This window comes from Krasilnikovia sp. MM14-A1004, from assembly GCF_047159485.1.
GTDB lineage: Bacteria > Actinomycetota > Actinomycetes > Mycobacteriales > Micromonosporaceae > Actinoplanes.
Genome location: NZ_AP038773.1, coordinates 2788401 through 2802564 on the forward strand (window position 1 = coordinate 2788401; position 14164 = coordinate 2802564).

The window sequence follows — 14164 nt, forward strand, 5'->3', positions numbered from 1 at the left end:
GGCGGGGGCCCCGGACGCTCAAAGGGGGACTCCTGATGCGACGAAGCATCGCCACCGTCGGGGCTATCCTGCTCGGACTATCCATCGTCATCCCGGGCGCCGCGTCGCCCAGCGGCGCCGCGCCGCCCGACCCGGGGTTGAGCGCGGCGGACCGCGCCTCGCTGGCCGCCGGGATCCCGGTGGCGCCCAAGGCCGCCCTCGGCGCGAAGCCGGCCGGTCCGAACCCGTACCTGGCGATGGTGCCGGACGCTTCCCGGGTCGACTACAGCGGTTGGAACCACTACCTGCAGCGCCGTTCCCCGGCGCAGGCGGTGGCGCGGCTGAAGGCGCCGGGTGCGGTGCGCCCGCCCACCACCGTGGTGGTCGACGAGGACGAGCCGGACGGCACCCGCGGGGCCAACGATTCCCCGGCGGCCGCGCAGCGGATCACCAAGTTCGGCACCGCCCCGAAGCAGAAACCGCGGATCCGCATCCTGGGCAGCCTGAATCCCGAGCAGGTCGTCCCGGACAGCGTCGCCGCCAACCCGGAGGACGACGGCGCAATCCCGCTGGCGGGCAACACCGGCATCGGCGCCGCCGGCCGCAAGGGCATCGAGACCAGCGCCAGCATCGGCGACGGCCCGCACGGCTCCGCGGGTACGGGCACGAACGACTTCGACTTCTACCGCCTCACCTCGACACCCGGCAAGGTGATCACGGTGGCCACCGCGACCCCGACCGGTGACCTGGACACGGTCGTGGTGCTGTTCGACCCGGCCGGGCACGTGCTGGCCGCCAACGACGACTTCGGCGGCAGCCTCGACAGCCGGCTCGACTACAAGGTGCCCGCGGCCGGCACGTTCTACGCGATGGTGGCGGGCTACAACGGCCTGCCGGCGGACCCGTTCGACCCGGCCAGCGGCGAGGGCGGCGGCAGCGAGGGCCCGTACACGGTGGACATCACCGCTGGCGAGGACGACTCGGATTTCTTCGCGGTCAAGCTCCGGGCCGGTGACGTGCTGGGCGCCTCCGCGAAGGGTGCGAACACGTACCTGACCATCTTCGACACCACCCCGCGTGAGGTGCACGGCTCGCCGCAGAACGCGTCGTTCATCTACCCGATGGCCTCGCCGCTGCCCGGCGGCGGCAACCAGGTCACCGACTACGTCGCCACGAGGGCGGGCTGGCATTACGTCGGCGTCACCGGCGGCTCCGGCGGGTACGCGATCACCGTCGAGGGATACCGGCCCGTTCTGGAACGCCTGCGCCCGACCCAGACCCTGTTCCTGGACTTCGACGGTGCGCGGGTGAACACCGGCGTGTTCGGCGGGATCGGCAACGTGGACCTCAGCCCGCTGGCGGCGTTCCTCGCCAAGTGGGGCCTCACCCGCGCCGACGAGGGCCGGCTGATCGACGCCGTCACCGCCACCGTGACCGAGAACCTGCGCAAGGACCTGACCGCCCGGGGCCTGAACCGGCGGTTCAAGCTCAAGGTGGTCAACAGCAGGAACGGCGCCGACCCGTGGGGCCAGCGCAACGTGAGCCGCATCGTCGTGGGTGGCACGATCGCCGAGTCGGGGGTGCCGACCATCGGTATCTCGCAGAGCATCGACCCGGGCAACTTCGAGACCGAGGAAACGGCTCTGGTGCTGCTGGACGTGCTCAGCGATGCGGCGGGCGACGACGCGTCGCTGAACACGTACCTGACTCCGGCCAGCAACCGGGTCGCGTTCGTGGGGCATGCCCTGGGCAATGTGATCTCGCACGAGGCCGGGCACTTCTTCGGCAACTGGCACACCGACAACTCCGACGCGTCGGCCAACCTGCAGGACGCCGGCGGCGCCAACTTCAACGTCCTGTACGGAGTGGGCCCGGACGGGGTCGGCGGAACGGCCGACGACCGGGACGTGGACTTCGGCGACGACCGGTTCAGCCCGGTCGAGGGTTTCGAGGGCACCGAGGACACCCTGGGCCGGGTCGACTTCGGCGTGACCAGCTGAGCCGGCCGTGGCCGGGGGCGGGCATGCCGGTCCCCGGCCACGGGTCAGTCCTTGAGCGCGGTCGCCACGTCCGCGTGCAGCGACAGGTGCTCCGTGAGCCCCAGCGTGTCGAGCAGCCGGCACAGGAACCTCGACGGCGCGGCCAGCCGGACCCAGCCGCCCCGTTCCACCGCCGTGCGATGGGCGGTGACCAGCACGCCGACACCCATGGAGTCACAGAAGTCCAGGCCACCCAGGTCGACGACGACCCGGGGCCGGGGCCGTTCCACGAGCCGGGTCAGGTTGGCCTTCAGCGACGGTGCCGTGTCGATGTCGAGGGAGCCGCGCAGCACGAGAACGGCCGTGTTGGGCGGATGGTGCGCGACGGAGACCTGCATTCCGGGGGTCGCTTTCGGTGTCGAGCGACGGGCATGGCCGACCGGGGCCGCCGCCGGGTGGATCCCTCCACCCTAGGCGGTATCGCCCCGACTGGCCGAATCCGTGTCAGACCGCGTTGCGCCACCGGCGGCCGCTGCGGCCGATCAGCCGGTCCGCGTCCGTCGGCCCCCACGAGGCGGCCTCGTACGTCGGAATCGGCGACTGATCGTTCGCCCAGTGCTCGATGATCGGGTCGACGATCCGCCAGCACTGCTCCACCTCGTCGGTGCGGATGAACAGCGTGGGGTCGCCGAGCAGCGCGTCCAGCAGCAGCCGCTCGTACGCCTCGGGCGACTCCTCCCGGAACGTGGCGTCGTACGAGAAGTCCATGCTGGCCGTGCGCACCCGGAACGAGTGGCCGGGCACCTTCGCGCCGAAGCGCAGCGAGATGCCCTCGTTGGGCTGGATCCGCAGGATGAGCGCGTCGGCCTCCAGCCCGGTGAGCTGGTCCTGCGGGATCGGCAGGTGCGGCGGGCGCTGGAACTCCAGGGCAACCTCGGTGACCCGGGCGGGCAGCCGCTTGCCGGTACGCACGTAGAACGGCACCCCGGCCCAGCGCCAGTTGTCCACGTCCAGCCGCATGGCCGCGTACGTCTCGGTGCGCGACAGTGGGTCCACGCCGGGCTCGTCGCGGTAGCCGGCCATCAGCTCCTCGCGGGTGCCGCCCCGCGTGTACTGGCCGCGGACCGCGGTGTCGGCGATGTCGCGGTCGGTGGGCAGCCGGATCGCCTGCAGCAGCTTCACCTTCTCGTTGCGCAGCCCCTCGGCCTCGAACGAGGCGGGCGGCTCCATGAGAGCCAGCGCCAGCACCTGCAGCACGTGGTTCTGCACGATGTCGCGCATGGCGCCCGCGTGCTCGTAGAAGCCGCCGCGGGTGCCCACGCCCAGCGTCTCGGCGACGGTGATCTGCACGTGGTCGACCCAGGTGCGGTTCCAGATCGGCTGGAAGATCGCGTTGGCGAAGCGCAGCGCCAGCACGTTCTGGACGGTGTCCTTGCCGAGGTAGTGGTCGATCCGGAAGACCTGCGGCTCCTCGAACGCGGCGTGCACGATCCCGTCCAGCTCGCCCGCGGTGGCCAGGTTCCGCCCGTACGGCTTCTCGATCACCAGGCGGGCGAAGGAGCCCGGGCGGGCGTGGTTGAGCCCGGCCCCGGCCAGGCCGTTGATGACCGGTTCGAAGGCCTCGGCGGGGGTGGAGAGGTAGTAGAGCCGGTTGCCCGCGGTGCCGCGCTGGGCGTCCAGCTCGTCGAGCACCTCACCGAGCCGCTTGTACGTCGCCGGGTCGTCATAGCCGCCCGATACGTACCTGATTGCACCGGAAAGGCCCGGCATGTTCCGCAGACCGCGCTCTCCCAGAGCGCGCTCGATGAACTGCTCGTCGGTCATCGGGGTCCGGGCGACGCCGACCAGCGCGAACTCGGCGGGCAGGCGGCCGTGCCGGGCCAGGCTCTCGACCGCGGGGATCAGCTTGCGCCGGGTCAGGTCGCCCGACGCGCCGAAGATCACCAAAGTGGCGGGCGGGGCGTTGCGATCCTGCGTGAGCTGAGGGGCGATGTCCATCGTCTCGTTCTTCCTCCGGGCCGCTTCATGGTGCGTCTGTCAGAACCTTACGCAGCGCGAGCCCTCCCCGGTTCAGGTCGGTAGGTCGATGCGATGGGTGAATTCCCGCAAAAGTGGCAAACTGGGGTGGACCGGCATGGCGACAGGGAGGGAACTCGCGTGAAGTACCGGCTCGTGACCCGTAGTGACTTCGACGGCCTGGTCTGCGCCGTGCTGCTCAAGTTCATGGACGTCATCGACATCGACGACATCAAGTTCGTGCATCCCAAGGACGTGCAGGACGGCACCGTCGAGATTACCGAGCGTGACATCCTGACGAACCTTCCGTACGCGCCCGGCGCGCATCTGGTCTTCGACCACCACCACTCGGAGACGCTGCGTAACACGGGGGAGCGGCCGAACCACATCATCAACGCCGACGCCCCGTCCGCCGCCCGCGTGGTCTTCGAGTACTACGGGGGCGCCGAGCGCTTCCCGGAGGTGCCGCAGGACCTCATGAAGGCCGTCGACCAGGCCGACTCGGCCCAGTACGACATCGAGGACATCCTCAACCCCGACGGCTGGACCCTGCTGAACTTCATCATGGACAGCCGTACCGGGCTGGGCCGCTTCCGCGAGTTCCGGGTCGCCAACTTCGACCTGATGGCCACGCTCATCGACGCCTGCATCCAGATGGACATCTCCGAGATCCTCAAGATGCCCGACGTGGCCGAGCGCGTCGACATGTACCGCGACTCGTCGGCCATGTTCGTGGAGCAGCTCAAGCGCGTCTGCAAGATGGACGGCGACGTCGTCATCGTGGACCTGCGCAACGAGGAGACCATCTACGCCGGGAACCGCTTCATGGTCTACGCGCTGTTCCCCGAGGCGCGGGTGTCGGTGCACTGCATCTGGGGCTTCAAGCAGCAGAACACGGTGTTCGCCTGCGGCAAGTCGATCCTCGACCGCACGTCACCGGTCGACATCGGCGCCGTGATGCTCAAGTACGGCGGCGGCGGCCACCAGGCCGCGGGCACCTGCCAGGTTCCGCACGCGGACGCCCCGCGGGTGCAGCGCGAGATCATCCAGGCGCTGCGTACGCCGCGTACGGTCAGCGTCTGAGAGCCCGGCGGGCGGCCGGCCCGCAGAAAGCCCGGCGGGGCGGGAAGGATGTCCTTCCCGCCCCGCGCGCCGCGAGTCGTGGGCCGTGCCCTGAGGCCCCACCCGCTCGTCGTGTTCCGCGCCCCACGCGCATCATCACGACAACCCGCGCCCACCTGCGCGGGGAGTCTCGTCACGGGCCGTCGCGGTAGCTCCAGCCGGTGATTCGCGCCCGGCTGCTCCCGGCGCCGACCGGTTCGCTCGCCGCGCCGCCCTTACCCGCGCCCTTCGCTGCGCCGCCCTTCGCTGCGCTGGCCTTCTCTGCGTCGGCTTTGCTCGCGTCGGCTTTGCTCGCGCCGGCTTTGCCCGCCTCGGGTGCCGGACCGTCGGTGACAGAGGCGTCGGCCGGAGAGTCGGCCGCAGCACGATCCGAGGCTCCTGAGCCGGTGACCTTCCCGGCCGCAGACACATCGGTGTCCGTGCTGGTTCCCTGCCGCCGGGAGCGCCGCACCGCCAGCACGGCGCCCGCCGCCGCCAGCGCCGCGACCACCCAGCCCGCGATCGTCCAGAAGCTGGGCCCCTCGTCCGCCTGGTTCAGCGCCGCGGCGATCGCGGCGTCGTCAGCGGACGGATCCCGGGCCGCGGGGCCCGCGGCGGTCCCGCCGTGTCCGGAGTGCGCCGCGGGCGCCTGTCCCGGCGCGGCGGGGGTCAGCGTGAGAGCCGCCGCCATGGCCGGGGCCGGAGTCCCGTCGGCGTACGTGGCCTGCACGGTGAACCGCATCGAACTCAGCGTGGGCAGGGGGCCCAGGGCCACCGCCAGGTCGGCCGACTTGCCCGGCGCGATCGACTTGCCGCCCATCGCGATCCAGGTGATCGCCGCCGCGGTCTCGGTGACCGGGGTGCCGCCGTGGATCGTCTCCAGCGGGGTGTCCAGGTGGCGGGGATCGATCCGCGGCGCCCAGTTGTCCACCGACAGCGGGTACACCTCGGCGACCGGCGTGTCCTGCGGCAGCAGCAGCCGTACCGTCGTGATCTGTTTGCCGCCCGGGTTGGTGACGTGGAACGTCAGGTTCTGGCCACTGCCCTGCGGGACGCTGCCCGGGCTCACCGTCACGTCGGCCGCCGCGGGGCCGGCCGTGCACAGCACGCCCGCCGTGGCGGCGGCCACGAGGACACCCGCCCGGCGCGTGTCGAGGAGTCGGCTCACATCGGGTAGTTCGCATCCGGCGCCCGAATGGTTCAACCGGCGGACGGAACTTTTTCGCCGGTCCGGCAAGATGGTCGCCATGCACGACGTGGCGATCGACGCAGACATGATCAGGCTGGGGCAGTTTCTCAAGCTGGCGGACCTCGTCGACACCGGCGGTGAGGGGAAGATCCTGATCGCCTCCGGTGACGTCACTGTCAACGGCGAGGTGGACACCCGGCGGGGCCGCCAGCTGCACCGCGGTGACGTGGTCCGGGTCCAGGGCCGCTCGGCGCGGGTGGCCTGAGGCGTTCGGGATGACGGCTGTGCCTTCGCGGCGGCTCCGCAGGCGCCCGGATGTGACGGGGGTCACCCGCCCCAAAAAAGATCCAGATCGTTCTCCGCCGTGCGGAACCGTGGCGCGGCGTCCGCCGTCGTACCCGGCATGACCAGACTCCGCGGCACATGGATGGCCGCTGCCGTGACCCTGCTTCTGCTCAGCGCCTGCGCCCGTACCACCGGGGGCGCGGCGGCGGGGGACGCCGCCGCCTCCGGCGGCCCGTCCGGCAACCCCCCGGCCGGTGACTCACTCGTCCTGCGGGTCGAGCACTACGGCGGCTTCGTCGGGACCAACCTGCGGGTGGGCCGCATCCCCGACATCAGCGTGTACGCCGACGGCCGGGTCATCACCCCGGGCCCGCAGATCGCCATCTATCCCGGCCCGGCCCTGCCCAACCTGGTGGTCGTGCAGCTGACCCCCGAGCAGGTGAGGGAACTGACCCGCAGGGCGCAGGACGCCGGGGTGCGCTCCGGCACCGATCTGGGCCGCCCCACCGTGTCCGACGCCACGACCACCCGGATCACCGTGCGGGCCGACGACAAGAAGTACGCCCTGGACGCGTACGCGCTCAGCGAGGCGCAGTCGCAGGACCCCACGCTGACCCCGGCGCAGAACGCCGCCCGCGGCAAGGTGGCCGGCTTCGTCCAGGAACTGAACGACCTGTCCACCGGCACGGCGAAGTCGCAGCCGTACGTGGCGCAGCAGGTCGCGGTGCTGGCCACCCCGTGGGTCAAGCCCGGCAACGATCTGCCCAAGCAGCCCGGCCCGCAGGCGTGGCCCGGACCCGCCCTGCCCGGCGAGTACCTGGTCCCCCAGTCGAAGCAGGGCTGCCTGACCGTCACCGGAGCGGAGGCGCAGACCGTCCTGGCCGCCGCGGCGAAGGCGAACGCGAACACGCCGTGGGTCTCCGACGGACAGCAGTGGCGGGTCTCGTTCCGGCCGCTGCTGCCGGACGAGACGAGTTGCAACGCGTTCCGGGCACCCCAGTGACCCCGATCGGGGAACCGGTCGACCCGGCCGGGTGCCCCCCGCCGGACGCGGGCACGGCCGAGAACGCAGCGGACGCGGCCACGGCCGAGAACACGCGCGGGCCGGAGCGGGCGGTGCCCACTCCGGCCCGTCCGGCCTGCCGTCCCGCGCTCAGCGCACGCCGAGCAGATCCACCACGAAGATGAGCGTCTCGTTCGGCTTGATGACGCCACCGGCGCCGCGGGCGCCGTACCCCAGGTGCGGGGGGATCGTCAGCTTGCGGCGGCCCCCCACCTTCATCCCGGCCACGCCCTGATCCCAGCCGGCGATGACCTGGCCACCGCCCAGATTGAACTCGAACGGCTCCCCGCGGTTGTACGACGCGTCGAACTCCTTGCCCGACGAGAAGGACACGCCCACGTAGTGCACGCTGACGACCTGGCCGGGCGTGGCCTCGGGGCCCGCGCCGACCGTCAGGTCCTCGACCTGCAGGCTGGCGGGCGGTTCACCCTCGATGGGACCGACGTCGGGCTTGTCCATGTGCTCTCCTTGTGTCGCGTTACCGCTCACATGCAACCACACCGGCGCCGCCCGAGCTGGCATCGACCCACGGTAGTGAACGACTCACGGCCCATCTTCGTATCTTCGCCGTGGGGCCTCCTGCGGCCTCCGTACCTGAAGGAGGCGGCCGCCGAGCCGCCGCGTCCGAGGAGAGCCGCATGACGCACCGCACCGCCACCGCGCAGCACCGGGCGGGTGGATGGCCCGTGACCTCCCGCCGGATCGCCGCCGTCGCCACCGCGAGCGGTCTCGCCGTCGCGGCGGGACTGCTGCCCGCCCTGCCCGCGCTGGCCCACGGCGCCCCGGTGCTGCCGCTGAGCCGCACCGCCGCGTGCGCGGACGGCGGGACCGACACCGGTTCGGCGGCGTGCAGGGCGGCGCGGGAGGCCAACGGCCGGGCGTTCGGCGGCTTCGACAACCTGCGCGTGCCGGGCGTCAACGGCAAGGACCGCCAGTTCATCCCGGACGGCCATCTGTGCAGCGGAGGACTGCCCGAATATCAGGGCCTGGACATCGCCCGTACGGACTGGCCCGCCACCAGAATGACCGCGGGCAGCTCCCTGACCATCAAGTACCGCACCACGATCCCGCACGAGGGGCTGTTCCGGGTCTACCTCACCAAGCCCGGTTACGACCCGAGCCGTCCGCTGCGCTGGTCCGACCTGGGTCCGCAGCCGATCCTCACCGCGGACAACCCGCCGGTGCGCGACGGGGCGTACCAGATGAAGGGCCGGCTGCCCGCCGACCGTGCCGGACGGCACGTGCTGTTCACGATCTGGCAGACCACCAGCACCCCGGACACCTATTACTCCTGCTCGGATCTGGTGCTGAGCGCCGCGGGCGGTGGGGCAGCCGCGGCGCCCCGGCCGTCCGCGTCGTCGAAGGCGAAGTCCGCCGGCTCGGCGCGGCCCCTGGCATCGCGGTCGCCGGAGCCGGGCGCCGCCGCCACCCCCGTGGAGGGCAGCCCCGCGGCCGGGCCCGTCGCGGGGCAGGAGGTGCAGCTGCTGCCCGTCGCGGACGGGGAAAAGACCACGCTCGGCCGTGGGCTGCTCACCGCCGCGCTGATCGTCGGGGTGGCCGTCACGGCGACGATCGGTGTCCGGCGGCTGCGGCGCCAGCGCGGACGGCGCTGAACCACCTCCGCGCCCGCGCGGCGCGGGTCGTGCGAAAAAGCGTTGAACCACTTCCGGGTTCTGCTCCGTACTGATGGGCGTCGACGACGTTTGTCCGGGCACCACAGACCTCGCTCCCGGGGTGGCACCACCGCACCGGGAGCTTTCCGAAAGGCCGAGCATGAGTCGTGTCCAGTACGGCAGCCGGGCGGTTTCCCGCCTGTCGCGTCGCAAGGTCCTTACCATCGCCGCCACGGTCGGGGTCGGCGCTACCGCCGCGAGTGTCGCCGGGCTGAGCCTGGCGGGTGAGAACTCCTCCGCGAAGAACGACGGCGAGCCGCTGGTGCTCTCGCTGCGCGACGCCTCGAAGGGCACGTTCGACCTCTTCTCCGGCGGCTCCAAGGTGACCATCACCGACCGGAAGCTCTGTGCGCAGCTGCTCAAGGCCGCCAAGCGCGGCTGATCGCCGCCCCTCGCCCCTCAACCCCCATTCCCCGAAGGACGACGCATGTCTTCGCACCGTGAAGCGCCGGAGATCAGCAAGGACCCGGTAGCGGACAGCTCCGACCTGTACGCGTTCGTGAGCCCGGACAACCCGGACACCGTTACCATCATCGCGAACTACGTGCCGCTGCAGCTCCCGGCCAGCGGCCCGAACTTCTTCGAGTTCGGCGACGACGTGCTGTACGAGATCCACGTCGACTCCAACGGCGACGGCCGGCCCGATCTGACGTACCAGTTCCGGTTCCGCACCGAGCTGCGCAACAACAACACCTTCCTGTACAACACCGGTCCGATCGAGTCGCTGGACAGTGAGAACTGGAACCGCCGTCAGTTCTACTCGGTGACCAAGGTGGACGCCCACGGCAAGCACGAGGTGCTCGCCAAGAAGCTGCCGTGCCCGCCGTGCAACGTGGGCCCGCTGTCCATTGCGGACTACGGCAAGCTCGCCGACGACGCGGTGCACCGCCTCAAGGGCGGCGAGAAGGTGTTCGCCGGGCAGCGCGCGGACGCGTTCTTCGTCGACCTCGGCGCCATCTTCGACCTGGGCACGCTGCGGCCGTTCCAGGACAAGCACCTGGTCGGCAAGAAGCTGTTCAACTACGCGGGCAAGGCGGTCAACGCCACCGACGAGACGAACGTGCACAGCATCGCCGTCCAGGTGCCGATGCACATGGTGCGCCGCGACGGGAGCAAGAAGGTCCGCGGGCGCGACCCGGGCGCGGTCATCGGCGTGTGGACCTCCGCCAGCCGCCGCCAGGTGCAGATCCGCGACGGCAAGAAGGCCGGCGAGGACGTCGAGGTCGGCCCGCAGGTGCAGGTGTCCCGGCTGGGCAACCCGCTGTTCAACGAGGTCATCGTGCCGATGGCCGAGAAGGACAAGTGGAACAGCCTGCCGCCCACCGAGGACAAGCGGTTCGCCAAGTTCGTGGAGAAGCCGGAACTGGCCGGGCTGCTGCCGGTGCTGTACCCGGGGCTCTTCGACAACCTGCAGAAGCTGAACGAGACCGGACACCCCCGCGCCGACCTGGTCGCGATCCTGCTCACCGGCATCCCGGACGGGCTGATCGACAACTTCCAGAACACCACCGGCGCGGTGCAGGCGGACATGCTGCGGCTCAACACCGCCATCCCGCCGACCAAGGACGAGAACGGGTTCGGCCTGCTCGGCGGCGACCTGGCGGGCTTCCCGAACGGCCGGCGCATCGCCGACGACGTGGTGTCCATCTCGCTGCGGGCCATCGCGGGCGTCACCGTCCCGCTGGTCGACGAGAAGTTCAAGCCGGACGACGCGGCGGCTCTGGTGGAGCAGGGACTGAGCATCAAGGACGTGAGCGCCAAGCTGCTCAAGCGCTTCCCGTACCTGCCCATTCCCTTCGACGGTTTCAACCACCCCAAGTGAGCGCCGGCGCGCACCACCACCACACCCTCGCCCCATCCGGGCAGGGCACCGTGGTGCTCAACATCGGGGCGGACATCGGGGCGCTCATCATCCACACCCCCGGCAGCCTGCACGGCCACGAGATCGAGGTCAGCCCGGTCGACGCGCCGGAGGTGCGTACCCACGCGGCGGTCCGCGCCCGGTACGTGCACGACGGCGTCCGGTTCAGCGTCGTCATCGACAGTCTGCACGCCGGGCGGTACGTGATCTGGCGTGACCCGGTGACCCCGCTGGCCGAGGCGGACGTGATGGGCGGCTCGGTCACCGAGTACGAGTGGCCGCAAGAGGGCGCCGCCGCCGCGTGACAGGCGACCGGCCGGGCCCGCACGGGCCCGGCCGGACTGCTGTTCCGGCTGGGCGCCGCCCGTTGACATCCACCTGCGAGGACTGCGCGGGTGGCGCCCGGCCGGCTACAGCTCCACGTGCTGGTTCTTGCCGACCACGACCACGCCGCCGTCGGAGACGGTGTACAGCTTGCGGTCCCGTTCCAGATCCACGCCGATCTGGGCGCCCTCGGGGACGATGACGTTCTTGTCGATGATCGCGTTGCGGATCACCGCGCGCCGCCCGACCGAGACGCCGTCCATGAGCACGGAGCCCTCCACGTGGGCCCACGAGTTGACCCGGACGCTGGGTGAGACGACCGAGCGTTCCACGTACGCCCCGGAGATGACCACGCCGGGGGAGATCATCGATTGGACCGCGCGACCCTGCCGGTCGTCGTGCGAGTGGACGAATTTCGCGGGCGGCCAGGAGCCGTAGTTCGTGAAGATCGGCCAGTCCATGTTGTAGAGGTTGAACACCGGCAGCGTGGCGATCAGGTCCATGTGGGCGTCGTAGAACGAGTCCAGGGTCCCCACGTCGCGCCAGTAGCCGCGGTCACGGTCGGTGCTGCCCGGCACGTCGTTGTCGCGGAAGTCGTAGACGTTCGCCTCGCCGCGTTCCACCAGCATCGGGATGATGTTGCCGCCCATGTCGTGCTTGCTGTCGGGGTCGCCGGCGTCGGCGGTCACCGCCTCGCACAGCGCGCGGGTGGTGAACACGTAGTTGCCCATCGACGCGTAGATCTCGTCGGGGGAGTCCGGCAGCCCCTCGACCTCGCGCGGCTTCTCCCGGAACGCGCGGATGCGCCGGCCGTCCTCGGCCACGTCGATGACGCCGAACTGGTCGGACAGCGACTTGGGCTGGCGGATGCCGGCCACGGTGACCGCGGCGCCCGAGGCGATGTGCGCCTTGACCATCTGCTTCGGATCCATCCGGTAGATGTGGTCCGCGCCGAAGACGATCACGTAGTCGGGGTTCTCGTCGTTGATCAGGTTGAGGGACTGGTAGATCGCGTCGGCGGAGCCGGCGAACCAGCGCGGCCCGAGGCGCTGCTGCGCGGGCACCGGGGTGACGTAGTTGCCCAGTAGCGTCGACATCCGCCAGGTCTTGGAGATGTGCCGGTCCAGGGAGTGCGACTTGTACTGGGTCAACACGACGATCTTGAGATAGCCGGCGTTCGCCAGGTTGGACAGCACAAAGTCGATCATGCGGTAGATCCCGCCGAACGGAACCCCGGGCTTGGCCCGGTCCGCGGTCAGCGGCATCAGCCGTTTACCTTCGCCGCCAGCCAGCACGATCGCGAGGACCTTGACACCCATGCAGCGACGCTAACTTTCCCCGTGCCCGAACACCAGCCAAAGCAGCTATTCTGCGTCTCGTGACCGACTCGGGGGCCTTGCGTGTGGATCTACTGACCCGGGAGTACCCGCCGGAGGTCTACGGCGGCGCCGGAGTGCACCTGGAGTACCTCGCCCGCGACCTGCGGCCCCTCGCCGACGTGCGGGTGCACTGCTTCGGCGCCAAGCGCGACGAGCCAGGGGTCACCGCGTACCCGGAGCCGGAGGAGCTGCGCGACGCCAACGCCGCGCTGCGCACGATGGGGGTCGATCTGGCGATGACCGCCGGGTGCGCCGGCACCGACATCGTGCACAGCCACACCTGGTACGCCAACTTCGCCGGTCACCTCGCCAAGCTGCTGTACGGCGTCCCGCACGTGCTGACCACGCACAGCCTGGAGCCGCTGCGCCCGTGGAAGGCCGAACAGCTCGGCGGGGGATACGCGCTGTCGTCGTACTGCGAGCGGACGGCCGTGGAGAGCGCCGACGCGATCATCGCGGTCTCCGGCGGGATGAAACGCGACGTGCTGGCCGCGTACCCGGCGGTCGACCCGGACCGGATCCGGGTGGTCTACAACGGCATCGACACCGAGCAGTACAAGCCGGACCGTGGCACCGACGTCGTCGAGCGGCTCGGCATCGACCCGGCCCGGCCGAGCGTGGTCTTCGTCGGGCGGATCACCCGGCAGAAGGGCCTGCCGTACCTGATGCGGGCCTGCCGTGATCTGCCGCCGCAGGCGCAGATCGTGCTGCTGGCCGGCGCGCCCGACACGCCGGAGATCGCCGCCGAGGTCGAGGAGCTGGCCGCCGAGCTGCGCGCCGCCCGCGACCCGCGCGGGGTGATCTGGGTGCAGGAGATGCTGCCCAAGCACGAGGTCGTGCAGGTGCTCACGCACGGCACGGTCTTCGTCTGCCCCTCGGTGTACGAGCCGATGGGCATCGTCAACCTCGAGGCCATGGCCTGCGAGACCGCCGTGGTGGCCACCGCGACCGGCGGCATCCCCGAGGTCGTCGCGGACGGCGAGACCGGCCTGCTGGTGCCGATCGCGCAGTCCACCGACGGCACCGGCACCCCGATCGACCCCGACCGCTTCGTGGCCGACCTCGCGGCCGCCCTCACCACCCTGCTCGACGACCCGGACCGGGCCCGCCGGATGGGGCTGGCGGGGCGGCGCCGGGCGGTCGAGACGTTCTCCTGGGCCAGCATCGCCGAGGACACGATGCGGGTGTACCGCTCGGTGCTGGGCCGCTGAGGACACCTGGCCGGGAGCGACCCCAAATAGTGCATTCCGGGCCCAGTGGCACCCCGGGGAGCCGCATACTGCCGATGTCACATCCCCACCATCCGGCAGGTCTG

General features: G+C 71.0%; 14 protein-coding genes. 9 read left to right on the forward strand and 5 right to left on the reverse strand.

Annotated features, from left to right (window positions below):
- The first annotated feature begins 35 nt into the window (after nt 1–35).
- On the forward strand, nt 36–1979 hold the full coding sequence (locus ACMCNN_RS12700; protein WP_412746393.1) for a pre-peptidase C-terminal domain-containing protein: 1944 nt from the start codon (nt 36–38) through the stop codon (nt 1977–1979).
- A 44-nt stretch (nt 1980–2023) separates the two neighbouring features.
- Here the strand turns inward: ACMCNN_RS12700 and ACMCNN_RS12705 are convergent, their stop codons facing one another.
- The gene (locus ACMCNN_RS12705; RefSeq protein WP_412746394.1) at nt 2024–2356 is read right to left on the reverse strand and encodes an STAS domain-containing protein; all 333 of its coding nucleotides are present in this window, start codon (nt 2354–2356) and stop codon (nt 2024–2026) included.
- Between the two features lie 106 nt (nt 2357–2462).
- A complete protein-coding gene (gene zwf / locus ACMCNN_RS12710; RefSeq protein WP_412746395.1) occupies nt 2463–3956 on the reverse strand; it encodes a glucose-6-phosphate dehydrogenase in 1494 nt (497 codons plus the stop codon).
- 159 nt (nt 3957–4115) lie between these two features.
- Here zwf and ACMCNN_RS12715 point away from each other — a divergent pair, with 159 nt between their 5' ends.
- Complete coding sequence (locus ACMCNN_RS12715) at nt 4116–5057, forward strand: exopolyphosphatase (RefSeq protein WP_412746396.1); 942 nt, start codon at nt 4116–4118, stop codon at nt 5055–5057.
- Nucleotides 5058–5229: 172 nt separating this feature from the next.
- On the opposite strand, the gene ACMCNN_RS12720 is transcribed toward ACMCNN_RS12715, so the two are convergent.
- Nucleotides 5230–6243 (reverse strand): DUF1775 domain-containing protein, encoded by a 1014-nt coding sequence (locus ACMCNN_RS12720; protein WP_412746397.1) that lies wholly within the window; start codon nt 6241–6243, stop codon nt 5230–5232.
- A 79-nt stretch (nt 6244–6322) separates the two neighbouring features.
- On the opposite strand from ACMCNN_RS12720, the gene ACMCNN_RS12725 reads away from it, so the two are divergent.
- Both ACMCNN_RS12725 and ACMCNN_RS12730 read left to right on the forward strand, forming a co-directional pair.
- Nucleotides 6323–6529, forward strand: coding sequence for an RNA-binding S4 domain-containing protein (locus tag ACMCNN_RS12725; protein ID WP_412746398.1), 207 nt, complete (start codon nt 6323–6325; stop codon nt 6527–6529).
- Nucleotides 6530–6703: 174 nt separating this feature from the next.
- Entirely contained in the window at nt 6704–7552 is an 849-nt protein-coding gene (locus ACMCNN_RS12730) for a hypothetical protein (RefSeq protein ID WP_412746399.1), read from the forward strand.
- Between the two features lie 150 nt (nt 7553–7702).
- Here ACMCNN_RS12730 and ACMCNN_RS12735 read toward each other — a convergent pair whose 3' ends face one another.
- On the reverse strand, nt 7703–8071 hold the full coding sequence (locus ACMCNN_RS12735; RefSeq protein ID WP_412746400.1) for an FKBP-type peptidyl-prolyl cis-trans isomerase: 369 nt from the start codon (nt 8069–8071) through the stop codon (nt 7703–7705).
- 179 nt (nt 8072–8250) lie between these two features.
- On the opposite strand from ACMCNN_RS12735, the gene ACMCNN_RS12740 reads away from it, so the two are divergent.
- The 4 genes from ACMCNN_RS12740 to ACMCNN_RS12755 all read left to right on the forward strand — a co-directional run bounded on the left by ACMCNN_RS12740 (nt 8251) and on the right by ACMCNN_RS12755 (nt 11451).
- On the forward strand, nt 8251–9225 hold the full coding sequence (locus ACMCNN_RS12740) for a lytic polysaccharide monooxygenase (protein ID WP_412746401.1): 975 nt from the start codon (nt 8251–8253) through the stop codon (nt 9223–9225).
- Nucleotides 9226–9385: 160 nt separating this feature from the next.
- Nucleotides 9386–9667, forward strand: a complete 282-nt coding sequence (locus ACMCNN_RS12745; protein WP_412746402.1) for a hypothetical protein — start codon at nt 9386–9388, stop codon at nt 9665–9667.
- A gap of 45 nt (nt 9668–9712) precedes the next feature.
- Nucleotides 9713–11107, forward strand: coding sequence for a DUF4331 domain-containing protein (locus ACMCNN_RS12750; protein WP_412746403.1), 1395 nt, complete (start codon nt 9713–9715; stop codon nt 11105–11107).
- Entirely contained in the window at nt 11104–11451 is a 348-nt protein-coding gene (locus tag ACMCNN_RS12755; protein ID WP_412746404.1) for a phospholipase, read from the forward strand. The genes ACMCNN_RS12750 and ACMCNN_RS12755 overlap by 4 nt, the downstream gene beginning before the upstream one ends.
- A 105-nt stretch (nt 11452–11556) precedes the next feature.
- On the opposite strand, the gene glgC is transcribed toward ACMCNN_RS12755, so the two are convergent.
- Nucleotides 11557–12789 carry a glucose-1-phosphate adenylyltransferase gene (gene glgC / locus ACMCNN_RS12760; protein ID WP_412746405.1) on the reverse strand — a complete coding sequence of 411 codons (1233 nt, stop codon included), beginning with the start codon at nt 12787–12789 and terminating at the stop codon, nt 11557–11559.
- 59 nt (nt 12790–12848) lie between these two features.
- Between glgC and glgA the strand changes: the two genes are divergently transcribed.
- Entirely contained in the window at nt 12849–14060 is a 1212-nt protein-coding gene (glgA, locus tag ACMCNN_RS12765) for a glycogen synthase (protein ID WP_412746406.1), read from the forward strand.
- Nucleotides 14061–14164: the final 104 nt, after the last annotated feature.

Coding starts and splice junctions, on each gene's coding strand:
- ACMCNN_RS12700 (WP_412746393.1), top strand. CDS start 36: ATGCGACGAAGCATCGCCACCGTCGGGGCTATCCTGCTCGGACTATCC.
- ACMCNN_RS12705 (WP_412746394.1), bottom strand. CDS start 2,356: ATGCAGGTCTCCGTCGCGCACCATCCGCCCAACACGGCCGTTCTCGTG.
- zwf (WP_412746395.1), bottom strand. CDS start 3,956: ATGGACATCGCCCCTCAGCTCACGCAGGATCGCAACGCCCCGCCCGCC.
- ACMCNN_RS12725 (WP_412746398.1), top strand. CDS start 6,323: ATGCACGACGTGGCGATCGACGCAGACATGATCAGGCTGGGGCAGTTT.
- ACMCNN_RS12735 (WP_412746400.1), bottom strand. CDS start 8,071: ATGGACAAGCCCGACGTCGGTCCCATCGAGGGTGAACCGCCCGCCAGC.
- ACMCNN_RS12740 (WP_412746401.1), top strand. CDS start 8,251: ATGACGCACCGCACCGCCACCGCGCAGCACCGGGCGGGTGGATGGCCC.
- ACMCNN_RS12745 (WP_412746402.1), top strand. CDS start 9,386: ATGAGTCGTGTCCAGTACGGCAGCCGGGCGGTTTCCCGCCTGTCGCGT.
- ACMCNN_RS12750 (WP_412746403.1), top strand. CDS start 9,713: ATGTCTTCGCACCGTGAAGCGCCGGAGATCAGCAAGGACCCGGTAGCG.
- glgC (WP_412746405.1), bottom strand. CDS start 12,789: ATGGGTGTCAAGGTCCTCGCGATCGTGCTGGCTGGCGGCGAAGGTAAA.